The 24,570-nt window shown below is 61.1% G+C and carries 27 protein-coding genes and 1 tRNA gene; 18 read left to right on the top strand and 10 right to left on the bottom strand.

The genetic code is table 11. The features are described from left to right. Window positions 1–517 precede the first annotated feature (517 nt). Complete coding sequence (locus NKI39_RS24275) at window positions 518–2,407, top strand: ABC transporter ATP-binding protein/permease (protein WP_352682747.1); 1,890 nt, start codon at window positions 518–520, stop codon at window positions 2,405–2,407. 268 nt (window positions 2,408–2,675) lie between these two features. Beyond that, window positions 2,676–4,040 (top strand): magnesium transporter, encoded by a 1,365-nt coding sequence (gene mgtE, locus NKI39_RS24270; protein ID WP_352682750.1) that lies wholly within the window; start codon window positions 2,676–2,678, stop codon window positions 4,038–4,040. 57 nt (window positions 4,041–4,097) lie between these two features. Here mgtE and gor read toward each other — a convergent pair whose 3' ends face one another. The 3 genes from gor to rpiA all read right to left on the bottom strand — a co-directional run bounded on the left by gor (window position 4,098) and on the right by rpiA (window position 6,900). Continuing rightward, window positions 4,098–5,486, bottom strand: coding sequence for a glutathione-disulfide reductase (gene gor, locus NKI39_RS24265; RefSeq protein ID WP_352682751.1), 1,389 nt, complete (start codon window positions 5,484–5,486; stop codon window positions 4,098–4,100). Between the two features lie 117 nt (window positions 5,487–5,603). Next, window positions 5,604–6,182 (bottom strand): DUF2059 domain-containing protein, encoded by a 579-nt coding sequence (locus NKI39_RS24260; protein ID WP_352448901.1) that lies wholly within the window; start codon window positions 6,180–6,182, stop codon window positions 5,604–5,606. Beyond that, complete coding sequence (gene rpiA / locus NKI39_RS24255; protein WP_023675034.1) at window positions 6,169–6,900, bottom strand: ribose-5-phosphate isomerase RpiA; 732 nt, start codon at window positions 6,898–6,900, stop codon at window positions 6,169–6,171. Before rpiA ends, NKI39_RS24260 begins: the two co-directional genes overlap by 14 nt. 144 nt (window positions 6,901–7,044) lie before the next feature. On the opposite strand from rpiA, the gene NKI39_RS24250 reads away from it, so the two are divergent. The 6 genes from NKI39_RS24250 (at window position 7,045) to NKI39_RS24225 (ending at window position 11,594) form a co-directional block, all read left to right on the top strand. Then, on the top strand, window positions 7,045–7,728 hold the full coding sequence (locus tag NKI39_RS24250) for a phosphoglycolate phosphatase (RefSeq protein ID WP_352834936.1): 684 nt from the start codon (window positions 7,045–7,047) through the stop codon (window positions 7,726–7,728). 102 nt (window positions 7,729–7,830) lie between these two features. After that, window positions 7,831–7,905, top strand: a tRNA-Val gene (locus NKI39_RS24245). A gap of 66 nt (window positions 7,906–7,971) precedes the next feature. After that, a complete protein-coding gene (locus NKI39_RS24240; protein ID WP_352766595.1) occupies window positions 7,972–8,298 on the top strand; it encodes a DUF6538 domain-containing protein in 327 nt (108 codons plus the stop codon). 534 nt (window positions 8,299–8,832) lie between these two features. After that, window positions 8,833–10,572, top strand: a complete 1,740-nt coding sequence (locus NKI39_RS24235) for an adenylate/guanylate cyclase domain-containing protein (RefSeq protein WP_352834933.1) — start codon at window positions 8,833–8,835, stop codon at window positions 10,570–10,572. A 167-nt stretch (window positions 10,573–10,739) separates the two neighbouring features. Beyond that, window positions 10,740–10,991, top strand: coding sequence for a PepSY domain-containing protein (locus tag NKI39_RS24230; protein WP_352834930.1), 252 nt, complete (start codon window positions 10,740–10,742; stop codon window positions 10,989–10,991). A 126-nt stretch (window positions 10,992–11,117) separates the two neighbouring features. Next, window positions 11,118–11,594, top strand: a complete 477-nt coding sequence (locus NKI39_RS24225; RefSeq protein WP_352724802.1) for a hypothetical protein — start codon at window positions 11,118–11,120, stop codon at window positions 11,592–11,594. An 11-nt stretch (window positions 11,595–11,605) separates the two neighbouring features. Here the strand turns inward: NKI39_RS24225 and NKI39_RS24220 are convergent, their stop codons facing one another. Together NKI39_RS24220 and NKI39_RS24215 are read right to left on the bottom strand one after the other, a co-directional pair. Then, window positions 11,606–13,498, bottom strand: coding sequence for a L,D-transpeptidase family protein (locus NKI39_RS24220; RefSeq protein WP_352834928.1), 1,893 nt, complete (start codon window positions 13,496–13,498; stop codon window positions 11,606–11,608). Between the two features lie 219 nt (window positions 13,499–13,717). After that, entirely contained in the window at window positions 13,718–14,464 is a 747-nt protein-coding gene (locus tag NKI39_RS24215) for a 3-oxoacyl-ACP reductase family protein (protein ID WP_352834926.1), read from the bottom strand. Window positions 14,465–14,562: 98 nt separating this feature from the next. Here NKI39_RS24215 and NKI39_RS24210 point away from each other — a divergent pair, with 98 nt between their 5' ends. Next, window positions 14,563–15,177, top strand: a complete 615-nt coding sequence (locus NKI39_RS24210) for a TetR/AcrR family transcriptional regulator (protein WP_352471884.1) — start codon at window positions 14,563–14,565, stop codon at window positions 15,175–15,177. A gap of 33 nt (window positions 15,178–15,210) precedes the next feature. Here the strand turns inward: NKI39_RS24210 and NKI39_RS24205 are convergent, their stop codons facing one another. Next, window positions 15,211–16,119, bottom strand: coding sequence for an alpha/beta hydrolase (locus tag NKI39_RS24205; protein ID WP_352766589.1), 909 nt, complete (start codon window positions 16,117–16,119; stop codon window positions 15,211–15,213). Window positions 16,120–16,166: 47 nt separating this feature from the next. Between NKI39_RS24205 and NKI39_RS24200 the strand changes: the two genes are divergently transcribed. Further along, window positions 16,167–16,619, top strand: coding sequence for a MarR family winged helix-turn-helix transcriptional regulator (locus NKI39_RS24200; RefSeq protein ID WP_254817243.1), 453 nt, complete (start codon window positions 16,167–16,169; stop codon window positions 16,617–16,619). Window positions 16,620–16,646: 27 nt separating this feature from the next. Here NKI39_RS24200 and NKI39_RS24195 read toward each other — a convergent pair whose 3' ends face one another. Beyond that, window positions 16,647–17,258: a pyridoxamine 5'-phosphate oxidase family protein gene (locus NKI39_RS24195; protein WP_352766587.1), complete on the bottom strand. Its 612-nt coding sequence runs from the start codon at window positions 17,256–17,258 to the stop codon at window positions 16,647–16,649. Between the two features lie 159 nt (window positions 17,259–17,417). On the opposite strand from NKI39_RS24195, the gene NKI39_RS24190 reads away from it, so the two are divergent. Further along, window positions 17,418–17,846 carry a nuclear transport factor 2 family protein gene (locus NKI39_RS24190; protein ID WP_352766586.1) on the top strand — a complete coding sequence of 143 codons (429 nt, stop codon included), beginning with the start codon at window positions 17,418–17,420 and terminating at the stop codon, window positions 17,844–17,846. 24 nt (window positions 17,847–17,870) lie between these two features. On the opposite strand, the gene NKI39_RS24185 is transcribed toward NKI39_RS24190, so the two are convergent. Continuing rightward, entirely contained in the window at window positions 17,871–18,224 is a 354-nt protein-coding gene (locus NKI39_RS24185) for a gamma-butyrobetaine hydroxylase family protein (protein ID WP_023717628.1), read from the bottom strand. 199 nt (window positions 18,225–18,423) lie between these two features. Here NKI39_RS24185 and moaA point away from each other — a divergent pair, with 199 nt between their 5' ends. Both moaA and NKI39_RS24175 read left to right on the top strand, forming a co-directional pair. Continuing rightward, window positions 18,424–19,419: a GTP 3',8-cyclase MoaA gene (moaA, locus tag NKI39_RS24180; protein ID WP_352568644.1), complete on the top strand. Its 996-nt coding sequence runs from the start codon at window positions 18,424–18,426 to the stop codon at window positions 19,417–19,419. 55 nt (window positions 19,420–19,474) lie between these two features. Continuing rightward, entirely contained in the window at window positions 19,475–19,948 is a 474-nt protein-coding gene (locus NKI39_RS24175) for a hypothetical protein (protein ID WP_352834924.1), read from the top strand. Window positions 19,949–19,999: 51 nt separating this feature from the next. On the opposite strand, the gene NKI39_RS24170 is transcribed toward NKI39_RS24175, so the two are convergent. Together NKI39_RS24170 and NKI39_RS24165 are read right to left on the bottom strand one after the other, a co-directional pair. Further along, a complete protein-coding gene (locus NKI39_RS24170) occupies window positions 20,000–20,407 on the bottom strand; it encodes a hypothetical protein (RefSeq protein ID WP_352834921.1) in 408 nt (135 codons plus the stop codon). A 48-nt stretch (window positions 20,408–20,455) separates the two neighbouring features. Then, a complete protein-coding gene (locus tag NKI39_RS24165; RefSeq protein ID WP_352834918.1) occupies window positions 20,456–20,728 on the bottom strand; it encodes a hypothetical protein in 273 nt (90 codons plus the stop codon). Window positions 20,729–20,924: 196 nt separating this feature from the next. Between NKI39_RS24165 and NKI39_RS24160 the strand changes: the two genes are divergently transcribed. The 5 genes from NKI39_RS24160 (at window position 20,925) to NKI39_RS24140 (ending at window position 24,513) form a co-directional block, all read left to right on the top strand. Continuing rightward, window positions 20,925–21,281: a hypothetical protein gene (locus NKI39_RS24160; RefSeq protein ID WP_352448884.1), complete on the top strand. Its 357-nt coding sequence runs from the start codon at window positions 20,925–20,927 to the stop codon at window positions 21,279–21,281. Window positions 21,282–21,403: 122 nt separating this feature from the next. Next, window positions 21,404–22,324 carry a DMT family transporter gene (locus tag NKI39_RS24155; protein ID WP_352613655.1) on the top strand — a complete coding sequence of 307 codons (921 nt, stop codon included), beginning with the start codon at window positions 21,404–21,406 and terminating at the stop codon, window positions 22,322–22,324. Window positions 22,325–22,382: 58 nt separating this feature from the next. Beyond that, complete coding sequence (mobA, locus tag NKI39_RS24150) at window positions 22,383–23,012, top strand: molybdenum cofactor guanylyltransferase MobA (protein WP_352834916.1); 630 nt, start codon at window positions 22,383–22,385, stop codon at window positions 23,010–23,012. After that, window positions 23,009–23,518, top strand: coding sequence for a molybdopterin-guanine dinucleotide biosynthesis protein B (gene mobB / locus NKI39_RS24145; protein WP_352471893.1), 510 nt, complete (start codon window positions 23,009–23,011; stop codon window positions 23,516–23,518). The genes mobA and mobB overlap by 4 nt, the downstream gene beginning before the upstream one ends. 212 nt (window positions 23,519–23,730) lie before the next feature. Then, window positions 23,731–24,513 (top strand): ABC transporter substrate-binding protein, encoded by a 783-nt coding sequence (locus NKI39_RS24140; RefSeq protein WP_352471894.1) that lies wholly within the window; start codon window positions 23,731–23,733, stop codon window positions 24,511–24,513. Window positions 24,514–24,570 lie beyond the last annotated feature (57 nt).

The raw sequence follows: 24,570 nt of genomic DNA, 5'->3' as shown, positions 1-24,570 counted from the left end.
TGATAGATCTTCATCCCGGACTGTGTCGGCAAAGTCATTGCTTGGCCGACTACGGGTCCTGACAAGGCGGCTTCAACCACGAATCATACGTCACGTTCTGGCCGCCGACGAGGCCGGACTGGCCGTGAAGGCGGTTCAGGCTGTGAAGATCGGCCGCTGGAAGGCGCTTCTATGTTCACAAAGCTGTGTGAAGACCTTCCCTTGGGGAAGATCTCTACTTGCTCGGGCGCAGGCAAGTAACTATTTGAAATTGCGTTGGTATTCCGCCCCTCGAAACGTGACGGCACAGCGCCGTGATCATTCATTCTGTTGCTCCACTGCAACGGCCGGCAAGCTAAGCCACCTGCGACTGGTGAAAAGCTAATGGAAAATGATCAATTGGTGTTACTGTCCGTAACAAAAGAAAAATCGTTTGGGCGGGATAGTGATTCGGGTCGATAGACCAACGCGACATTCAATATCGGAAAAATGGCTCCGCGGTGCCGCAAGGCAGTCGCCCCTGACGCCCGTATCGTCGATGCGCAGCTTCTGGGGGCTGATGCGGGTCTACTGGTTCTCGGACCGCTGGAGGGAAGCCTGGACGCTGACGCTGGTGATCGCGCTGATCATCGCGCTGTCCAGCAAAGCCGACGTCTGGTTTACGGTAGCTGGGGCTGAGCTGGCGACTTCGATCGCTTTTTTCCACGATGCCGCGAACACGACGCCACTCAAGACAATACTGACCAACGCCGGTTGGCTGGTGCTGCTGGTCCTGCTCAAGGACTTGGTTATTGCCGGCATTCACAACCTGGTTTCCAAGACATTGCATCGCAAATGGCGTGGCTGGCTGGACAGCCGATTCAACGAGGCCCTGCTCGACTCTAACCATACGCATTTCCATGCCCAGCATGGCTCTTCCGGGAATGCAGCTCCCGACAATATCGACCAGCGCGTGCAGGAATCCATCAAGGCCATGACTGGCGGAGCCATCGGGCTTGCTTCGGGTGTGCTAAGCGTCTTCGCTTCGTTCTACTTTCTCGGTGGCGAATTGCTGAAAAACTCTGTCGAGGTGAAGGGCCTGGAGTTTCTCGGCAGCTACGGCAGCGCCGTCCTTGCTCTCCTGGCAATCGCTGTGTATGTGCCGTTCAACACCTGGATCGCATTGAAACTCGGCCGAATGCTGGAGTGGCTAAACGTCAGAATGCAGCAGGCCGAAGGCAGTTACCGCAGCGAGTTGATCACATTCCTGCGCCGCAGTTTTCATGTCGCCGCATCGCAGGGCGAGAATGTGCAGAAGACTGTAAACAGCCAGCGTTATGCCGACATTGACCGTACCTGGGCCAGACTGAACATCGTCAATACTGGCTACGCCTCGTTCGAGCTGATCTATAATTTCATCGGTGCCAAGATTGTCGCTTTCGGGCCAGGGCTCGTGCCCTTCATCCACAACGGCCTCGACCTCAAGGGTTATCTGACAGCTTCCGGCCAGGTCGATAAGCTGATCAGCAACTGTTCGTGGTTCATCCATGTGATGCCGGACATCGCCACCTTGCGCGCCAACAGCCAGCGCGTCATCGAATTGGCGCAGGCAATCGAGAACGTGCAGCAGCCACAGGAATTCTATCAGCAGACCGGCCGGTCCGACTTCCGCTACGACCACCAGAACCCGGTTTTCGGACTGACCATCCAGAAGCTCGAACTGGCGCATCAGGGCGAGGACGCAACGCCCTTCCTGAGTGCCGCGAACTTGCGCTTCCGGCGTGGCGAGTGGACTTTCCTCAAGGGCGAATCCGGTTGCGGCAAGACCTCGCTCGTCAAGGCGATCAACGGCCTGTGGCCTTATGGCCGCGGCACCATCGTCTTCCCGGAAGGGGTCAGGAGTTTCTACGCCGCCCAGGAGGTGAAGCTGCAGCAGGTTTCGTTGAAGCAACTGGTCTGCCTGCCTGGTTCCGAGCATGATTACGCCGACATGCAGGTCGCATCCGCCCTGCACAAGGCCGGCCTCGGCGATTTCATCGAGCATTTGGCCGATGAGAGCCGTGAAGGAAAGATCTGGGATCAGGTTCTCTCGGGTGGGCAGAAACAGAAGCTGGTTGTCGCCCGCATCGTGCTGCAGCAGCCGGGATTGCTGTTCCTCGATGAAGCCACCGGCGCGCTCGACCCCGATGGACGGATCGCCTTCCACCAGGCGATCAAGGACAATTGCCCTGATGCAACCGTGATCTCGATCATGCATGAGGCGACGCCGCCGAGATCGCTCGCGGGCACCGAATTCTACCACAGCGTGGTTGCGATCGCCGACGGCGTCGCTACCAAGAAGCCGCTGGTTCCGAGCTTGCCGGTAGAGCTCACCACCATCCTCACGCAGCCGACACGGCCGGCCGAGGACAAGTGGCTGCGCTTTCCCCGCCGGCTGAAGCAGAGATAGCCGCGGCACCACTGCCGGCATCCAGCCACTGCCACGTAGCCCGATCACAGTCTCGCGATCCGCCGGTTTGCCGCCGTTTTAACCCGCTCTCGCGATTGACTCGGCAAGGCGCGCTCCTATGTTGCGCCGGCTTGCAGAATCTCAACTCGAACCCGCGAGCAGAAAGGTCACCGCGCCATGCCTGGCGACAGTCACAGTCGAACGCAACCGCCGTCCGCTTGACGTGACCTGACAGGCTCACGTCCTGCCGGACGGCAAGGAGTGAGCCATGAACGAGTTTTCCCCTGTCGCGGGCGGCGATGCCATCGCCATCGCTCGCGTACTTGCCAACGAACACGTCGCCGACATCGTCGAGGCCTTGAACCAGGAGCCCCGCGAGACGGCATCGGAGCTGCTTTGCGAAGTGCCGTTCGGGCGGCTGGTGGAGATCTTCGACCAGCCTGAACTCGACGGCGCATCCGAACTGGTCGAGGCGCTGCCCCGCATCAAGGCAGGCAGACTGCTTGCCGCCATGTCGGTCGATCGCGCCGCCGACATACTGCGCGATCTGAACGAGCCGGCTCGTTCCGAACTGCTTGGTGGCCTGGCGCCACCGCTGCGCGCGACGCTGCTTGCCATTCTCGGCTATCCCGAAGGCAGCGCCGCCTCGCTCATGACGACCGAATATGTCAGCGTGCCGCCGGACTGGAGCGTGGCCCGCACGCTGGATTATATCCGCAAGGTGGAGCGGACGCGCGAAACCGTCTACGCGATCTACATCGTCGATCCGCAAACGCATGTCCTGTTGCGCTCGACCAGCCTGCGTCGACTGATCGCTGGCGGGCCCGACGAGCTGATCATGGCAATCGCGCCGGATCGTGCGCCTGTCACCGTTTCACCGCTGACCGACAGTGAAAAGGTTGCTCAGCTGATCTCGAAATATGATCTGCTCGCCGTTCCGGTCGTGGACAACGGCAAACTGCTCGGCATCGTTACCATCGACGATATTATCGACACGATGATCGAGGAAACGACGGAGGATGTGCATCGTTTCGGCGGCATGGAGGCTCTCGACGAGCCGTATATGAAGATGGGCTTTCTGGCGATGATCCAGAAACGCGCCGGCTGGCTGTGCGCGCTGTTTATCAGCGAGATGCTGACCGCCAACGCGATGCAAAGTTACGAGGGCGAGATGGAAAAGGCGATCGTGCTGACGCTATTTATTCCATTGATCATGAGCTCCGGCGGCAATTCCGGCTCGCAGGCGACCTCGCTCGTCATCCGGGCGCTGGCACTGCGCGAGATCGGCCTTGGCGACTGGTGGCGGGTGGCATTGCGCGAGCTGCCCACCGGCCTGGTGCTTGGCTCGATTCTTGGCGTGGTCGGCGTCTGCCGCATCGCGCTCTGGCAGTATCTCGGCTTCTACGACTACGGCCCGCACTGGCCGCTGATCGCAATGACGATCGGCGCCACGCTGGTTGGCATCGTCACCTTCGGCTCGCTGTCTGGATCGATGCTGCCGTTCGCCCTGAAGCGCATGGGCTTCGACCCGGCCAGCGCATCGGCCCCGTTCGTCGCCACGCTGGTCGACGTCACCGGGCTGGTGATCTATTTTTCTGTGGCGCTGGTGATCCTGGGCGGAACGTTGCTGTAAGAAAACTCACGCTCTTCCATCGCGGCAATTTCGTTGCCGCGATGGGTTGTCGTCGCGTCAGACGCGCTCACCATCTCTCACCCGGTAAGTCGGCTTGTACATGGTGACGAGTTCTTCCGCGGCGGTCGGATGCACCGCCATGGTGCGATCGAAATCATCCTTGGTCAGGCCGGCCTTCAGCGGTATGCCGAGAAGCTGCGCCATTTCGCCGGCATCCGGCCCGAGAATGTGGGCGCCGAGGACCTTTTTCGAGGCGCCGTCGACGACCAGCTTCATCAGCATCTTTTCGTCGCGGCCGGAAAGTGTGTGCCGCATCGGCCGGAAGGTGGCGCGGTAGATTTCAACATCCGGAAAGCGCTTTGCCGCCTCATCCTCCGACAGACCGACCGTACCGATCTCGGGCTGCGAAAAGACTGCGGTAGCGATCGTGTCATGGTCGGGCGCCGTCGGCTTGTCCTTGAAGGCGGTCTCGACGAAGCACATCGCCTCGTGGATTGCCACCGGCGTCAATTGCACGCGATGGGTGACGTCACCGATTGCCCAGACGTTGTCGATGTTGGTGCGGGAGTATTCGTCGACGTGGATTGCCCCGGTTTTGGTCATCTCGATGCCGACGCCTTCCAGGCCCATGTTCTCGGTATTGGGAATGCGGCCGATGGCGAGCATGACCTGGTCGACCGTCAGCACCGTGCCACCGGTGACAAGCGCGTCGAGCCGGCCGTCAGGCCGCTTCCTGACCCACTCGGACACGGCGTGGCAGAGGATTTTTATCCCTTTCTTTTCCATCGTGTCGTGCAGCATGCGTCTGAGGTCCATGTCGAAACGGCTGAGGATCTCCTTGCCGCGGTAGACCAGCGTCGTGTCGACGCCGAGGCCGTGAAAGATGTTGGCGAATTCGACGGCGATATAGCCGCCGCCCTCGATCATGATTGCCTTCGGCAGTTCCTTGAGGTCGAAGGCCTCGTTGGAAAAGATGCAGTGCTCATGGCCGGGCAATGCCGGATGCGGTGCCGGTCGCCCGCCGGTAGCGATCAGGATCTGGTCGGCGGTAACGGTGCGATCCTCACCGAGAAGATGCACCACATGCCGATCGACCAGGGTGGCGCGCGAATGAAAGACCTCGCCGCCGGCGCCCTGCACGTTCTTCTTGTAGATGGCCTCCAGCCGGCTGATTTCGCGGTCCTTGTTGGCGACCAGCGTCTGCCAGTCGAAACGCGCCTCAGGCACCGTCCAGCCATAGCCGGCGGCATCGGCGAAATGCTCGGGGAATTGCGAGGCGTAGACGTAGAGCTTCTTCGGCACGCAGCCACGGATCACGCATGTGCCGCCATAGCGGTATTCCTCGGCAATGCCGACACGCTTGCCGAGTGCGGCCGCGACGCGCGCCGCCCTCACCCCGCCGGAGCCGCCGCCGATGACGAAAAGATCGTAGTCGTAACCGGCCATGGCTGAACTCCTTGCCCCTCAAACCCCGAGACAGGTAGGCTGCCGACTATCAAAAGAAAAGCCCGGACTTGCCGGGCTTTTGGTCCAGTGGCGGTCAGGCGGCTCGGAAGTCCGCAATCAATTCGGTGTAGCGTCCGCGGGAGCTGCGCCATCGGCCGGAGCGGTACCGTCGGCAGGTGCAGCCGGCGCCTTGGCATTCGCCGCTGCACCCAGGGTCTCGCCGACCTGCTGGGCGAGATCGCGAGCCAGGCCGTTCTGCCAGATCTCGGCAGCCTTCACCAGTTCGCGCGTCACGATCGGGCCGTTGTCGAGCAGCTTCTTGCCGGAATCGGAATTGTAGAACGCGGCGATTTCATTGAGTTCCTTTTCCGAGAATACCTTTGCATAGGCGAGCGCCGCTTCCTTTTCCAGGTCGGCGCGGCGCGATGCCAAGGCCATCGCCTTCTCGTTGATGGTCTTGGCGATCAGTTCCTGCATGTCCGGGTTCTTCTGGATCAGTTGCTGCTCCAGTGCCGCGGCCGCTTGCGGCAGGATGCTGTCGAACGTATCCGTCGCATGGATTGCCGCGACGGCGGCGCGCGCCGCCTTCAAATGCGCGTCGGTGACGTCCTGCGAGAATGCCGGCGACGAAAACGCGAAAACGGCCGAGGCCGCCAGAATGGCAAAAAAGCGGCCAACCCGGTTATGCAACATCATGATCGGTAAAACTCCCTGATTTTCGGGCGGCATGGACGGTTTGGATGCCGTCGCCGCCGGCTATGATGGCCGTTGATGCCAGCCCGATGAAAAGACCATGCTCGACCACGCCCGGAATGGCGTGGAGAGCATTCGAAAGCGCTCTTGTATCCGGAATGCGGCCAAAAGATGCATCGAGGATAAAATGGCCGCCGTCTGTAACAAATGGCTGGCTCCCCGTCATCCTCAATGTAACAGGGCCGGAAAGGCCAAGGTTTGCAGCTGCCGCGCCGACCGCAATTTCGGTGGCGCGCAGGCCAAACCGGTTGACTTCGATGGGCAGCGGAAAACGGCCGATCATCTCGACCATCTTGGAGCTGTCGGCGATGACGATCATGCGGGCGGAGGCCGCCGCGACGATCTTTTCGCGCAGCAGCGCACCGCCGCCGCCCTTGACCAACGTCAGCGCCGGATCGATCTCGTCGGCGCCGTCGATGGTGAGGTCGAGCTCGGGGGTTTGCTCGAGGGTGGACAGCGGCACACCAAGCTCGGTGCAAAGGACGGCGGTGCGCTCCGAGGTCGGCACGCCGATGACAGTCAGGCCGGTGGCGACCTTGTCTGCGAGCAGCCGCACGAACTCGTCCGCCGTCGTGCCGGTGCCGATGCCGAGCCGCATGCCATCCGTGACATGGGCAAGCGCTGCCCGCGCGGCCTCAACCTTCAATTGCCTCGCATCCATGCCGGGTCCCGAGATTTGTTTCGGCGCTCGTAGCATTTTTGCCGGGCTGGTCAAAGGACCTTGCCCGCGGTGGATAAGCCGTCTTGCCTGAACGGGCCGCAGCGGTTATCGCCTGCCGGCAATCAAATCGTCACAGGACAGGCCATGACCCGACCGATCATCGTGTTCGACCTCGACGGGACGCTGATCGACACGGCGCCGGACCTGCTCGACAGTCTCAACCACAGCCTTGCCGCCAGCCAGCTCGCGGCCGTCGACGAAGCCGGCTTCAAGCGCTTCGTCGGCCATGGCGGCCGGGTGATGATCGAGCGCGCTCACGCAGCGCAGCACAGGTCGCTGGCAGTGGAGGAGCACGACCGCCTGCTCAAGCTGTTTCTGGACCATTACACCGTTAACATCCCCGGCAAATCGCGCCCCTACCCTGGCGTCCCCGAGGCGATCGCACGGTTCGAGGCAGCCGGTTACCTGCTGGCCATTTGCACCAATAAATACGAGGCCAATTCGGTGGCGCTGATCGAGGCGCTCGGTATGACCAGGCATTTCGCGGCGATCTGCGGTCAGGATAGTTTTCCGTACCGCAAGCCCGACCCGCGCCATCTCACGCAGACCATCGCGCGCGCCGGCGGCGATCCGCACCGTGCACTGATGGTCGGTGATTCGCAGACCGACATCGACACGGCGAAAGCCGCCGGGATTCCGGTGGTGGCAGTCGATTTCGGCTACACCGATCGTCATGTGCGAGAGTTCGAACCGTCGGCGGTGATCTCGCATTTCGATTCGCTGACGCTCGATCTGGTACAAGGGCTGATGGCCGCGGCAGAGGGCTGAAGCCGGCCATAGTCCAGACCGCCAGATGACGGCTGACAAGTGGTTGACTTCACAGGCCGGCCTCCCTTATATCGCGGCGCGCTTGGCCTTCGGGCAACGAGCGGGCGATTAGCTCAGCGGGAGAGCACACCCTTCACACGGGTGGGGTCGCAGGTTCAATCCCTGCATCGCCCACCATTCTGTTTAAAGTCACTAGGTTAGCCTGCACGATCCTTTGGTGGGACATCCAAGGGGTACATCCCAGTGTTAAATCCTACGTACCTCGCACTTTCGCGAAACCAAATTTTCTATTTCCGTTGGCCGATCCCGAGACACACTCACCCCGCACGGAAGCCGTCCACCATCAAGGTTTCGCTCCGAACCCGCGACCCGAGGGAAGCCTTGCGCCTCGCCCGCTATCTCGGTTATGCCGCCCATGGTGTCGTTGTCCATGGAACAATGCACGGAATGCAGTACCAAGACATTAGAAACACCCTGCACCAGCACATGCATGGCTTGCATTCGGCTTGTACTGGTTCTTCCGACATAAGGTCCGACTACCAAGTGTACAGCCATGGCGGGGCATTATGATCGGTGCATTGTTTGTTGCGGCAGCCTGCTCAGTGATAGTCTCAGGCGCGGTACTAGCTAGCCTGAAAGGCGGCTATTGAGTCGGCTCTGGGAAGTTCAGGAGGGGCCGGTCGGTGCTGGGATCGGGCACGGGAGGAAAGCTCGATTTTACAGCCTTCTGAATGACGCTGGCGGCTCGACTGAGATAGGGAGCCTGCCGTCCTTCGAAGGCCTTTAGCGGCCTTCCCTGCCCCCGTGCAAGCGCATAGCCACCCGGAGCTAGTGGTGAAAGCCTAACGCTTGGTATCGGCAATGAACGGCAAGATCCGACCCTGTGCTGCCCTTAGATGCTTCTGCTGGAAGGTCGTGATTGAGCCCGAAGCCGACAATCAGAAGCGGAATTGCCTTTCAATAAGTTGTCCATGCCGGCAGCCGAAATTTCCGCAGCCATCAGGAACCTATCGTGTAATCATCTTCCCATTTCCGTCCGCGCAAGTTCGATGCTTCGGCGGTGCGGATGTGTTATCTAGTTGCTTGTAGGAGTGGGGAGCGCCGATGGAACAGAAACTCTCCGTCATCATGGCCACTGACGTAGTCGGCTACAGCCGGCTGATGGAAATTGACGAGAAAGGTACTTTGTCGGCCCTGAAGAAGCATCGTCAGGAACTATTGGACGTCAAGGTCGCATTGCGTCATGGCCGCATCATCAAGCTCATGGGCGATGGCATGTTGGTGGAGTTCCGCGCCGTCGAGGAAGCGGTTCTCTGCGCGGTCGAAATCCAACGGGAGATGCGGACGAGGAACACGAACGTCCATCGCGATCGGCAAATAGAATTTCGCATCGGCATTAATATCGGCGACATCCTGTTCGAAGACGAAGACGTCTATGGTGACGGCGTAAACGTGGCGGCGCGCATCGAGAGCATCGCCAGGCCTGGGGGCGTCGCGGTCTCGGCATCGGTGCGCGATACTGTGGGCAACCGCCTGTATATCAGCTTCGAAGATGCGGGCGAGCAGGCGTTGAAGAACATTGAACGTCCGCTCCGGATTTTCAATGTCATCATCGATGATGACACGCCATCCAAGCACACGCCCACCGCCCTCATGGCACCGCCGTCGCTCAACGTTCAGGATAATCCTGCTATCGCCTCGAACAGAACGCTTCTCTATGTCTCGAGGTTTGTGAATTTGAGCGGCGATCCCGACCAGGAGTATTTCGCCGCCGGCATAACCGAGGATATCGTTGCCGCATTGTCGCGCTTCTCCGGGTTAAACGTGATCGTTCGCTTGCCTCGTTCAGAGCCGCAACAGAATGCTCCGGCCACGCATTACACTCTTGAGGGCAGCGTGAGGCGGCTCGGCAAGCGCGTCCGGGTCAATGCCAATCTGACCAATGCGTTACACGAACACATCTGGGCGGAGAAATACGATTTCGACCTTGTCGATGTGTTCTACATCCAAGACGAGCTGTCCCAATCCATTCCGGCCGCCCTTAACATCAAGATCGAGGAGGCCGAGCGCCACCGTGTTCTCGGCAAACCGCTAACCGCACTGAGGGCATACGACTTTTACCTGCGCGGCAGGCATCTTGAGATGAGCTTGAATCCGGATGACGTCAGACTTGCCAGAGAGATGTTCGTCGCCGCGATCAACGACGATCCGGGCTACGCGCGCGGCTACCTGGGACTCGCCTGGCTCGAGATACACAGGCTGAAATGGAATGAGCGCGTCGATCTGGAAACCACGCTGGCAAGTGCATTCGCTTCGGCGAGCAAAGCCCTTGAACTCAGTCCCTACGACGCCAACGTCCACTGGGCGCTGGGCGTCGTTTACCTCTGGCGGGGGGAAGCTGAAAGAGCAATAGGCTGTTATGAACGCGGCCGCGAGCTTGCGCCCAACAATTGCGATCTCCTCGCCGAATATTGCGATGCCTTGGGCTATCTCGGGCGTCTCGAGGACGCGACCAGAATCGGAGAACTGGCTTTACGGCTCAATCCCAGCCGACCCGACTGGTACCTTTGGAACATTGCGGCCAGCAAATACCTTTCCGGAAACTACCTCGAAGCCCTGTCCCTTTTGGAAAAGATGGCGGACCTTGGTTCCGCCTACCGCTTGCTGGCGGCAACATATGCCCAACTTGGTCGCTTGGAGGACGCCCGTCGCGCCGCTAGCGAACTTCTCAAGCTCAATCCGGAATTCTCGATCGAGCGATACAGCTCCCGCGCGCCATATCGGGATAAGGCTCTCCTTGCCCGATACGTCGAAGGGTTGCGGCTCGCTGGCCTGCCGGAATGAAACGCTGGGCATTCGTAGGTAAATCACCGATTTTAAGCAGTCGTCTTGTTCTTTCGGCGGCCATAAATCAGGCATGGCCGGCGCCTCCTTGTAGCGCAACGCCCGGCGCTCCGGGAACAAACCTGCATGGAAACGAGTTTCTGCTCATCGAGATGTGAGGGAAAGCCATGTCCAGACTTTTTTTGGCGGCCGCCGTGCTGCTTGTCGGCGGATCGGCCTTTGCCGCGGACGAAAATCCGGTGCCGCCGCAGAATGCCAAGAAGCTGTCGGAAATCATCGCCAAGGTCGAGCAGCGGGACGACTTCCGCTACATCAAGGAAATCGATTGGGACAGCGATGGCTACACCGTCATTTATTACACGAGCGACAAGGCCAAAGTTGAAATCACCTATGATCCGGTGACAGCCGCGCCGAAATGAAGCTGGCCGCCAACGGTTCAGATTCTAATAATGGCGCGCCTCGAAGGCCCCCGGCCTTCGGCAGACGCCTGCGTAGATATGACTTTGATGGCGGACTGGGTGCTATCATTGCGCGCGGGGGTGGGCATGGCGACGGTAAAGCACGTATTGAAACGCTTTCTGATGATGCTCGCGGGTTATTTCATAGCGGTACTGGTTGGGCTGATCGCGGTGGCGGCGATCTATGGCGGGCTGAGTTCGCTGCCAAATGCGCCGAATTATTTCGACGTCATGGGTGTCACCCCCATTGCGGTGCTTCTGTTGCCGCCGCTCGGTATGTTCATCTATTTTCTGACGATCGTGCTGACCGGCCTGCAGACGCTGATCTTCGCACTGATTGCCGAGTTTTTCTCGCTGCGCAGTTTTTGGCTGCACATGGTCTTCGGCGCGGCGGCCGCGGTTGGCGGCTTCGCCTTGATCTGGCCCAGTGTACCGGATGACACGAACCCGGAGCGCTGGGCCGATATCGGCATCATTGCCGCCGCAGGCGTTGTCGCGGGCTTGGTCTATTGGCTCATCGCCGGACGCGATGCCGGTTTCCGGCGTCCACTGTTTCAGCGCTAGAACCGCATTCGTCAGCTTGCCGGCGAACGCACCGCTTCCGTGCTGTCGAGCGCCTGCTGCAGCCTTGTATCGCGGCCGTAGACGTCGTTGAAGTATTCGACCTTGCCGGACAGGTCCGGCCATGCGGTGAAATAGGCGACATAGACCGGGATCTTGCGTGTCACGTCCTCGGTCGAATGTCCGTGTTTCAGTTTGTCCTCGATGTAGTCGACCGAGGTGCCGAGCACGGCAGCGGCCATGCCGCGCGGATCCTGCAAGCGAACGCAGCCATGGCTGAGCGCACGCATGTCGCGCTGGAAAAACGACTTCTGCGGCGTATCGTGCATGTAGATTGCATGCTTGTTGGGGAACAGTATCTTCAGCTCGCCCAGCGCATTGGCCTCGCTTGGCAGCTGGCGCACGCCGTAGGGTATCTTTGCGCCGTAGGCGCCCCAATTGACCGAGGACGAGGGAATGCGCTTGCCGCGGGCATCGACCACCTCGTAGCCGGCGCGGTCGAGATAGCCAGGATCCCGGCGCAGCCGCGGCAGCATCTCGTTGACCAGGATCGACTGCGGCACGCCCCAATAGGGATGGAAGTCGACCTGCTCTATCTGGTCATAGAAGAAAGCAGTCTGGTTGGTGGGCCTGCCAACCACGGCGCGGGTCTTCAGCTTCTCCTCGCCATCATCGATATAGCTCGCGGTGAAAGCCGGCTGGTTGATGAAGACGCGCGGGCTGCCAAGGTCGGAAGGCAACCAGCGCAACTCTTCGAGCGCAACCCGAACCTTCTGAACTTTGTCGGCCTTGGACGTTCCGGCCAACGATGCAACGGTACGCGGGCCGATGACGCCGTCGCCTTTCATGCCGGCCCGTTTCTGCACCGCCTGGATCACCGGCACCAGCTCCGGATCGTAGACCTCGCTGGTAGCGAGCCTCGCCAGGACCTCGCCATAGGCGCCGCCCATCTCGTCATCGAGATTGCGCGCGATCTTTGTCAAAAGCTTCGGCAGCTCGGGGCTGGTCTGCCCCGGCTTCAACAGCAGATCGGGATCGATGGTGATTTCGTCTTCGGCGCTGGCCTGGAGCGCTTCCAGTTCGACGCGCAGCGCCTGATACTCGGAATTCTGTGGATGCCGTGACTCGAGATAAGTGCGCACTTGCTGGGTATGGGCCAGCGTCTTCAGCACCCCTTCCATGTCGAGCGGCTTCGGCGGAAAATCGTAGTAGCCGGTCATGCGGTTGGGATCGACGCGGCCGCTTTGTGCGTCACGGGCGTAGCGCAGGACACGCGCCGACAGCGCCATCTCGAAGCGGACCAGCTCTTTCAGGCGTTCATCGACATTGCCCGCCAATGTGCCTGCTGCCGGAACTTCGACGGTGTAGTCGGCGGGCGTCAGGCCGTAGCTCGCGGCCTCGCCCAGCACCCGCACGGCATCCTGGGCACGGCTGCTGGGACTGGTTCCCGTCACCCAGATGAAATCCGGATTGGCCGAGTAATAGGCGATCAGCGCCTTGGCGATGTCCTTCTCGGCGTAGAGGTCATAGCCGTCGAGGCCGGCAATGGCTTCGCGGAATGCAGCCCCAGTGGCCGCCGGCTCGAAAGCAGCGTCCTGAGGCGTTGCCGGTTCAGGCGCTGCCGACAGTGCCGAAAAATCGACGCGCACCAGCGGATCGCTCTTGTAGGTATAATAGGACGGGCCGCTGATTTGCGCACCACCACCGGAAGCGGCCGGCGCCTTGGGCTTCGGCTTGTATTTTGACGGTGGCGGCGGAAAGTCACCTTTCGGCGGTGCGTGTTTGACGCCGCCGCCGAAAAGCATGTCGAAGAACCCTTGCGCTTCAGCCTTCGGCGCCCCGAAGGCCAGCATTGCCGCGGCCACCGCAAACGGCAGCACGGTTGCTTTGTTTCCAAGGACTTTCATGGATCACCCGCTCCGGTTGAACCGGATCCCGTTCCGCACCGCTTTCACGGTCTCGCCCACCGCATGGCGGATGTAAGGCGTGACTACACTGATTCATACTGATTTCGTTAAGCTTTCATAAATTTCGGAACGTCTGTTGCAGAACGGTTTCACAAGATCGTGACGGGTCGAGTCAATCCGTCATCGCCCCCGATAATGATAGTGCCCGTGAGCCAAGCCTCAAGCGTTGGCGCCACCGTCGATGGTCAATGCCGTGCCTGTCACGAAGCGCCCTTCGGGACCGGCAAGCCAGGCGACCATGCCGGCGATCTCGTCGGCCGTGCCGAAGCGAGGCATCGCCATCTTCTGGCGCTGATGCTCGGCGTGCGGGCCGGCTGCCGGATTCATGTCGGTATCGGTCGACCCCGGATGGACGACATTGGCGGTGATGCCGCGCGGACCGAGATCGCGTGCAAAGGCCTTGGTCAGGCCAACCAAGGCAGCCTTGCTGGCCGAGTAGGCGCTCAGGCCGGCGTCCGTGGCACGCTCGGCCAGATTGCTGCCGATCGAGATGATCCGGCCACCCTCGCCCATATGCGCTGCTGCCGCCTTGGCGGCGACGAACGGGGCTCTGAGGTTGACCTCCATCGTCTCGTCGAAATCGGCAAGCGACAGGGCATCGATCGGCGCAGCGCGCCAGATGCCGGCGCTATTGACCAGGATGTCGAGCCGTCCGAAGGCTGTTGCTGCCTCATCGACTGCCGCCTCGATCGCCCCAGCATCGCGATTGTCGGCCTTGATGGCAAAGGCCCGGCCGCCGGCCGCCTCGATTTCCCTGACCACCGCACGCGCCCCTTCCGCGCCATTCACATAGGTGATCGCCACGCCTGCGCCGTCGGCCGCGAGCCTTCTTGCGATCGCCGCACCAATGCCGCGGCTGCCGCCGGTGACGAGGGCGGCCTTGCCGTTCAAGCTTCTGGATGACATCTGCTTCTCCATTTTGTAGTGATTGATACATAAATATCTGCCAGCCTTGCTGAACCACGTCAACCGAATTATGTATCGATCAATACAGAAAGAATGCCATGCCGGAACGAGGCCGCCCCCGCACCTTCGATCGAGCCGCCGCCTTGCGGCGCGCAATGGAAGTGTTTTGGGCCAAGGGTTATGAGGGCGCGTCGATAAGTGACCTGACCGCTGCAATGGGCATCAACTCACCCAGCCTCTATGCCGCCTTCGCCAGCAAGGAAGCGCTGTTTCTCGAGGCAACCGAGCTTTACACGCGGGTCGAGGGAACCGAGATCTGGTCCGCGCTGGAAAAGGCGCCGACCGCGCGCGAGGCCGTCGAACGGTTCCTGCGGCAGACTGCCAGGGCCTATTCACAGACCGGTCGTCCGCAAGGCTGCCTTATCACGCTCGGCGCATTGCACCAGGATTCAAGCCGCGGCGCCATCTGCGATGATCTGCGCCGTCGCCGCGCCGAAAACCGCGAAGCCTTGCTGAGACGCCTCGAGCGTGGCGTCGCCGAGGGAGAGTTGCCGGCCGATTTCGACTGCGGTACGGCCGCGACCTTCTACGCGACCGTGCAGCACGGCATGTCGATCCAGGCGCGCGACGGCGCGTCGCGCTCGGCTCTTCTGGCGACGGTGGCCGGGGCAATGGCGGCTTGGATAGCGATGGCCAGCACCGGGGCAGCGTGACGTCGAACCCGGCTGACAAGAACGATATTCAGGTCACTGCAGAGACGGCTCGAGCCTGCCGGCAACGAAGCCAACGGCACGCTCCGCCACACCCCTGTCGGCGAGAATGCGGCGGTGGCCGAGCCCGTCGGCCCAGTAAAGCCGCACATGGTCGCCGGCGCGCGTGTAGAGCCTTGCATGCTCGGCGGACACTTCGCGGTCGTCCGGCGCGTGGATCACCAGCGTCGGCAGCGGCGTGCTTGCGAGCTGGCGGTCACCGGTGAACTCGTGCAACGGCCGGCCGGCGATGCGCTCGACCCGGTCGGCCATGGCGGCCTGCGAGCGCGAGCCGACATTCAGCATGCGGCTGAAATCAGCGAAGATCGCCGGCAGCGAGCTCGGCGCGGCGATAAGCACCAGCCGCCCGGCCGCCAATCGCGGGATGTTCCTGATCGAACCGGCGACGGCGTTGGCGGCAACGGCCCCACCGAAGGAATGGCCGACAATGGCCGCAAACGGCCCGAACCATTCGCCGGCAACCCGTGCCGCATCGACCGCGCTGACCAGGGTAAGCCGGCGGCCCTGCGACCGGCCGTGGCCCGGCAGGTCGAGCGAGACCACCTTGTAGCCGGCATCGCGATAGGCTTCGATCAGCGTGCGCATGTATTCGGTGCGCGAACGCCAACCATGGATGACGAGCACGGTGCCGGCAGCCGCCCTGCCCGGCTCGGGCCGGAATTCATGCACCATGACGCAGCCGGTTCTGGTCTTTAGCCGATGATGGCGTGCCTGGGTCATGAAATCGGCGGCGCGGTCGATTGCGCGGCGTTCGCCTTCGCTCAGGTTCTTCTCGTGCGGCGTGCGGCAGAACAGCTCGAATGCAGCACGCCCGGTGAGTCGCGGTGCCACATGCTCAGCCACGCCGAACGTGCCGCGGATGACCTTCAGTCCAAATGATGCCATAGTGGCGATCCATTCATTGGTTCAAGCATGAACATAATAGTTCAAACATGAACATTAAGCAAGACCTGCCCTGGGACAACCCGCGTTTTCGCAACTGGGTCGCGGTGGCGCGCGCCTGCCATGTGCTGGAACGCACCCTGGCGGTGAAGCTTGCGCCGCTCGACCTGAAGCCGGCGCAGCTCGACGTGCTGATGAACCTCTACCGTCATCCCGGCATGTCGCAGCACGACCTCGCTCGCCGGCTGCTGGTCGGCCGCTCCAACATCACCATGCTTTTGCCGCAGCTGGAGACGCGCGGCCTGCTGCGCCGCGAGGGCGATGAGAAGGACAAGCGCGTGCTGCGGCTGACGTTGACCGAGGCCGGCGAGGCACTGCTGATGCAGGCGCTGAAGGTCCATATGGCGCTGATCGAGAAGGCGATGAGCCAGTCGACACCGGAACAATGCGACATGATCGGCGAACAGATGCGTAGGGTTGCCGAGGTTTTGAAGACCGCCTGACAGCCCAGTGCTCCACCACCAAATGCTTCACCACATCGATTTTTTCGCGCGCTCGGGCCATTCCTTGTCGTAGACCTCGCCGTCAATGTTCTTGCGGCTGGTGATTTCCAGGATTTGGCCGGGAGTCGGCAGCGATCTCGGGTCGACATGCCTTGCCGGGTTCCACAGTTCCGATCGGTGGATGGCGCGGGCGCACTGGAAATAAACCGCATCGATCTCGATGATCGTCACCGAGCGCGCCGGCTTGCCCTCGACGGCGAACGAGGCGCAGAGCCCGGTATCGGTGGTGATGTGGGCGCGGCCATTGACGCGCAGCGTCGTGCCGGAACCCGGCACCAGGAACAGGAGCGCGACGCGCGGATCGCGAAGGATGTTCCTTAGCGAATCGGCACGGTTGTTGCCGCGCCGGTCCGGCATCATCAGCGTTTTCGGATCATGGATGCGGACGAAGCCGGCGAGATCGCCGCGCGGCGAGCAGTCCAGCCCTTCTGGCCCGCAGGTTGCGAGCGCGGCAAACGGCGAAGCCTCGATGATAGCTGCGTATTCGCGAATCAGCTGGTCGAGTTCCTTGACCACTGACGCTTCACCAGGCAGGCCATAGAGCGCTTCGAGCTGTTCGACGCTGGTGATTATCGACATGTGTTCGTCTCCAAAGCTTTGCCGGCGCTACTCCAGATGCATGACGTTTTCACGACAAATGCCCGTTTGCCGGTCATCAGGAAACGGGTGTCGAGGCAACGCAAACAAGGGCAAACCGCTTTACCTGCATGATCGTGCCAAGGGATACGGAGGTCAAAAATGGATAAACCGCTCGACCGGCGACGCACCGCCATGGAACTTATTGAAAACATGTTCAATGTTGAAATGCGTTTCCTGCAATCAGGGTCGGAGAGCCTCGATGTGCTTGCCTGCGCATTTCATGCCGAGATTGTCGTGCATGAGCCGCGCTCCCTGCCCTATGCCGGTGACTGGAACGGCCTCGACGGCGTTGGCGCCCTTTTCCGCAAAATGCGGGAAATCTGGAGCGACGTGGCGGTGGAGGACCTTCAGGTCGCCCAAAACGATGACACGGTGTTCATGAGCTGCTCGCTTTCGCTTTCATCGCGGGCCAATGGCGCAACCATCAAACAGCCGTTTGCCGAAGTGTTGCGCTTCAAGGATGACCGGCTGATCGAAGGCACGCCGTTTTATTACGACACCAGCGAGATACTGGCGATCTTGCGTTGACCTGAGAGTCCTGCGGGATCCATTTCAGCGGTCGCGGCTCAGCCCCTTCTCTTCCAGCTCGGCGAGATAGGCGGCCCAGCGTGCATCCTTCTCATGACCCAGCGTATGCAGGTAATTCCAGGTGAAGATACCGGTGTCGTGGAAATCATCGAAGGTGATGCGCACGGCATAATTGCCGACTGGCTCGATCTTCAGGATCGCCACGTTGCGCTTGCCGGGAACGGTGACGCGCTGTTCGGGCGAATGGCCCTGCACCTCGGCCGATGGCGAGGCGACGCGCAGCAGCTCGGCCGGCAATTCGAACGGCTGATGGCCAGGAAAGGTGACGGAAAGCAGCTTGCGGTCCTTCGAGACCCTGAGTTCCTTGGGCGCTGTCATGGTGGTGGATCCTGCGGAGAACCGCCCTTCCCTACGCCGCTTCGCGTCGAGGGAAAAGGCCGCATGGAAAGTTCCGACATGATCTGTCGGCGTCGGAATGTTACCGATGATCGCGAGCTTCTATCTTGAATGGCAAGTTGGCTCGTATCACATAGCCATATATAACGAAGCCGTTCACGGCCACGGAAAGCGCATACGCATGGATATGATCGATCCTTTCGGTCGCACGATTACCTACCTGCGCGTGTCGGTCACCGACCGCTGCGATTTCCGCTGCACCTATTGCATGGCCGAGGACATGACGTTCCTGCCCAAGAAGGACCTGCTGTCGCTGGAAGAGCTCGACCGGCTCTGCACGGTCTTCATCGAAAAGGGCGTGCGCAAGCTCCGCCTCACCGGCGGTGAGCCGCTTGTGCGCAAGAACATCATGCACCTGGTACGCCAGCTTTCGCGGCATCTCGAGAGTGGTGCACTGGAAGAGCTGACGCTGACCACCAACGGATCGCAGCTTTCCCGCTTTGCCGCCGAGCTCGCCGACTGCGGCGTCAAGCGCATTAACGTCTCGCTCGATACCCTCGATGCCGACAAATTCCGCCAGATCACCCGCTGGGGCAATCTGGACAAGGTCATGGACGGCATCGACGCCGCGCAGGCGGCCGGGCTAAAGGTAAAGCTCAATGCCGTGGCGTTGAAGGACTTCAATGACGCCGAATTGCCTGAAATGCTGCGCTGGGCGCATGGCCGCGGCATGGATCTGACGGTCATCGAAACCATGCCGATGGGCGAGATCGATGCCGACCGCACCGACCAGTATTTGCCGCTGTCGCTGCTGCGCGCGGCTCTCGAACGCCAGTTCACGCTAAGCGACATTCCCTACAAGACCGGTGGCCCGGCCCGCTATGTCCAAGTCGCCGAGACCGGCGGGCGGCTGGGCTTCATCACACCGATGACGCATAATTTCTGCGAAAGCTGCAACCGGGTCCGGCTGACCTGCACCGGCACCCTTTACATGTGCCTCGGCCAGGAAGATGCGGCCGACCTGCGCGCGCCGCTGCGTGCGTCGGAAGGCAACGAGCTGGTCGCCGACGCCATCGACGAAGCAATCGGCCGCAAGCCCAAAGGCCACGACTTCATCATCGATCGCCGCACCAACCGTCCGTCGGTGTCGCGGCATATGAGCGTCACCGGCGGCTGATTTTTCGCCGATTTCGTGCAAGAATAATCGCCTTGGTATCGGCGCGAGGCAAGGCGTGCAGCGGTTTTTTGCAGTCCTGACGTTTTTCGGAGTGATGGCGGGGACCACGGCAGTTGCCGCGCCATTTACCTATACGAACGAGCGCTTCGGTACCATCTGCACCTTTCCGGATGAAATCTTCACTCTTCGCCAGTCTGAGCCGGACAATGGCGATGGACAACAATGGCTCACTGCCGATGGCGCCAGCCTGATCTGTTCGGGTATCCTCAACATCGATGATGACACCCCGACAGCCTTGGTCTCCGCCGAGAGGGCCGGCAAGGAACCTGGCTACAGGATCACCTACAGCAAGACCGGCAAGGACTGGGCGGTGCTGTCGGGCATCAAAGGCGAGAACATCTTCTACGAACGCCGCCTGTTCGGAAAAGACGGTGTCATCCGCACGGTCTGGATCGACTACCCGCCAGCCCTGAAATCGAAATACGACCCGCTCGTCGATGCGATCGCCGGCAGCCTCAGGGGACCGTGAGCATCCGGCGACGTCAGAACTTATTGGCAGCCTATTGTTTTTGCTAGCGAGTCACGGTTGTTGGCGCGTGTAGTCATATCGTACGGCAAGCCATTTTTTGCCGCTGCCATTGGCCTGGAGGAAATGTTGCTCGGCCACTTCGTGATTGTCGCCGTCCCTGGAAATGACGAAATCGGAGGCCGTGAACCGCCCTTCGACCTCGGGGCCGAAGCCGACGAAACCAAGCGGCTGGAACAGGAGTGAAATCTTGCCGTCCTCCTCACCACCAAAACTCCAGGCGGGCATGATCCCTGCCGGGAAACGGGTGTCCATGGAGACATACTTCCAGCGGCCCTCCACCCGGTCATAGCTCAAATAGGCTATCCGCTGGAAGTCCGGCATTTTCGACCCGGGCGCCGGGCGCATCACCTCCTGCATGAAGGGACCGATCATCGTGCGCTCGGCCACCAGCCCGGTCATGACGATCGGCTGCGCACCGGGCGTTGGCCAGATCGTGTTGACGACGGATCATTTCCCGACGCGGCGAGCGAGCTCATCCGCTTCGTGACCCGGCGTGGACATCCGTTCGACTGCCGACGCCGAAGCGCCGTTCTCGGCGAACGCAGGCGCTATCGCCATGAGGATGACGGCCAGGGCAGAAGAGAACCGGAAAGCCGACGAAACATGCCGCCTGCTGCCTGTGCCAAGCCAGTCCGCATTGCCTCGTGCATTCATCATGGACCATCTCCCCAACACGATCAGAAGCTTACAATGACCAATTTGGTGAATCTTGCCGAGCAAATTTGATCTCGTCGAAATATTTCCTCGAGCCGCAATGTGATAAATTTGCCCTCCGGACCTATCCTTTAGAACGGCACCTTTTTTGGGTCACACCCAGAAAAGGTCTCGTCCGCAAACGGTCACCGGATTTACCGCAAGCCCATTCGGGCCTAGCCTCTGCTCTGGAGCGGTTCTTCGCCCAGTGGGGGAATACGATATGCGCAAACTCATTCTTTCTCTTGCATTGCTCAGCCTCGCGGCCCTGCCCGCGGCGGCTCAGTCGATCGGCGGCACCTATGCCGTGGCCGGCACCAATTTCGATGGGTCGTCCTATGGTGGCGACGCGACGATCACTCTGACCAGCGAGACGACCTGCACGATCCATTGGGAGACAGGCGGCTCGTCCTCGGACGGTATCTGCATGCGCAATGATGATGCCTTCTCCGCCGGTTATGTCATGGGCAAGGCGGTCGGTCTTGTCGTCTACAAGGTGCAGGACGACGGCTCGCTGCGTGGCCTGTGGACGATTGCCGGCAAGGAAGGCAACGGCACCGAGGTACTGACGCCCAAATAAGCCCTGCCGCTCTTGCGCGACAGACGTTACGGGCCATAGAAAGGCTGTGGCCCAGCCCTTTGACGTTGCTGTTTTGCGGGTGCCTGCTAGACGCTTGCTGCAGGACTCACCCGGTAATCGCCTTGCCTCTTTCGCCAAACCTGCGCGGCGCGTTGTTCATGATGGTGGCCATGGCTGGTTTCACCCTCAACGACGCTATCACCAAATTCTCGTCGGAATCGATGAACATGGCGCAGGTCATGCTGATCCGCGGCGCCTTTGCTTCGCTTTTCGTTGGCCTGCTTGCGTGGCAACGCGGCGCGCTTGCCCGGCCAGGTTCGATGCTGCAGCCGACCGTTGCGCTGCGCGTCGCCGGCGAGGCCGGCGCCACGGTGTCCTTCCTGGTTGCTCTGGCGCATCTTCCGATCGCCAATGTCTCCGCCGTGCTGCAGGCGCTGCCGCTGGCGGTGACGATGGGCGCAGCGCTTGTGTTCAACGAGGGCGTCGGCTGGCGGCGCTGGCTGGCTATTGCCGTCGGTTTTGCCGGCGTGCTGATCATCGTACGGCCGGGCTTCGAAGGGTTCAGCGTCTTTTCTCTGCTGGCGCTGGCCAGCGTGGCATGCTGTGCAGTGCGCGATCTCGCCACGAAGCGGATACCGCAGGCAATTCCGACATTGCTGGTGTCGAGCGCCACCGCCCTTGCCATGACGTTTCTGGGCGCGGCATTGCTTTCACCGATGGGCGGTTGGACACCGATGACAGGACAAAGCACGGCGTTCCTGGCGCTGGCGGCGGTGCTCGTGCTCATCGGCTACCACTTCATCATCACGGCGATGCGGGTGGGCGATATCTCCTTCATCGCGCCGTTCCGCTACACCGCCCTGCTCTGGTCGATCCTGCTTGGCTTCACGATCTTCGGCGATGTCCCGGATCTGCCGATGATCCTCGGTGCCACGATCATCATCGGCTCAGGCCTCTATGCACTCTACCGCGAACGGATCGTCGGCCGGCGAAAAACAGCCGCCGAAAGCACTGGACCGGACATGGCGCCGGACGGCATATAGAGTGACTGTCGACGACTGTCTGATTTGAAAACTGGATTTTGGGTCTGGGCAGCAAACGATGGGCCGACATATCGCAGGGATCATTCTGGCCGGCGGCCGGTCGAGCCGGATGGGCGGCGGCGACAAGACGCTGCTTGCGCTTGGCGACGGTACCCTGCTCGACCGTGTCGTTTCGCGCCTTGGCCCGCAGGTCGGTCCGCTTGCGCTAAACGCCAATGGCGATCCGACACGGTTTGCCGCGACGGGGCTTCCGGTGCTTGCCGACACCGTCAAAGGTTATGCCGGGCCGCTTGCCGGGATACTGACCGGCCTCGAATGGGCTTCCGACACGACTTGTCAGGCGCTGGTCACGGCTGCCGGCGATACGCCTTTCCTGCCCAAGGATATGGTCGAGCGGCTGCTCGCGGCAGCCTATGCGCGCCCGGGCTCTATCGCGGTCTCCTGTTCCGGCGGCAAACGGCATCCGACCTTTGCACTCTGGCCGCCAGGGTTAGATCAGGCCTTGCGACAATTTCTCGTCGAGGAAGACAACCGGCGCGTTGCGGCGTTCATCGACCGGCACGGTTTTGTCGAGGTAGAATTTCCCATCCTGAAATCCGGCGGGGCCGAGATCGATCCGTTCTTCAACATCAACACCCCCGACGACCTTGCCCAGGCCGCGCATCTGTTGCGGAGCATCGAGCCATGAAAAGACGTGTCTTCGGCATCACCGGCTGGAAGAACTCCGGCAAGACGACATTGACCGAAAAGCTGGTGGCCGAGTTCGTCCGGCGCGGCTGGAAAGTGTCGACGGTAAAACACGCCCATCATGATTTCGACATCGACAAACCCGGAGCGGACAGCTTTCGCCACCGGCAGGCGGGAGCAGTGGAGGTCGCGGTCGTGTCGGGCAGGCGCTGGGCGCTGATGCACGAATTGCGCGGCGAGGACGAGCCGACGCTGGACGCGATCCTGTCACGGCTGGCACCCTCCGATATCGTGCTGGTCGAGGGTTACAAGCGCGAGGCGCACAAGAAAATCGAGACGCGACGGCTCGAGGCCAAGGACCGGACACCGCTCTCGGCAGGCGATCCACACATTGTCGCCATCGCGTCCGACTTCCACATTGTCGGCGAAGACCTGCCGGCCTTCGATCTCGACGACACGAATTCGATAGCTGACTTCATCGAGCGCGCCACCGGCCTGACGCGCTGAGATCGCGGCCGCAGGGGGCTTCCGGCCACTTTCTCTCCATTCAGGCGTTTGACCCAGCGTCACCGTTTTCTGAACATGACCTTCCCTCAAGCGACGGTTTTGCAGTTGCTTTTTCTTGGGAAAGAATGGGAGTATCGCGCCAGCGGGCGGTCAAAAGCACCGCCCACAGAGCCGTTCGGGAACGACGGCCGGGACCAACAGAGAGGACCATTATGCGTATTGCACTGCGTATCGCGCTCGCCGCTTCGGCTGCGCTGCTGACGCTTGGCGTTGCCCAGGCGCAGGAAAAAACCTTGAGGATCGGCACCGAGGGAGCGTATCCGCCATTCAACAACCTCACCGCCGACGGCCAACTCGTGGGCTTCGATATCGACATCGCCAAGGCGCTTTGCGACGAGATGAAGGTGAAGTGCACCTTCGTCGCGCAGGACTGGGACGGCATCATTCCAGCCCTTCAGGCAGGCAAGTTCGACGCCATCGTCGCGTCGATGTCGATCACGCCGGAACGCGCCGAGAAGGTCGACTTCACCCACAAATATTACAATACGCCGCCGGCGATCGCCGCGCCCAAGGACACCGACATCAAGGGTGTCACCAAGGAAGATTTGGCCGGCAAGACGATCGGCGTGCAGGCGTCCACCACGCATTTCAACTATTCGACCAAGACTTATACCGACAGCACCGTCAAGCCGTACCCGACCGCACAGGAATACCAGCTCGATCTGGCCAATGGCCGGCTCGATGCCGCCAACGACGACGTCGTCGTGCTGCAGCAATGGCTGGATTCGCCGGACGGCGCCTGCTGCAAGCTGGTCGGCACAATCAAGCCGGTTATCGAAATCCACGGTCCGGGCGCCGGCATTGCCGTGCGCAAGGGCGAGACCGATCTGGTCAACCAGTTCAATGCGGCGATCGACGCCATCCGCGCAAACGGAAAGTACAAGGAAATCAACGACAAATACTTCAAATATGACGTTTATGGCGGCGAGTCCTGATCGACCGACATAGGAGGACGTGAACGGCGGGAGATTCCCGCCGTTCTTATAAGGACG

Source organism: Mesorhizobium sp. M0664 (assembly GCF_040320565.1).
Lineage (GTDB): Bacteria > Pseudomonadota > Alphaproteobacteria > Rhizobiales > Rhizobiaceae > Mesorhizobium.
The sequence above is the reverse complement of the archived record's forward strand: the minus strand, read 5'-3'. Positions and strand labels throughout refer to the sequence as shown.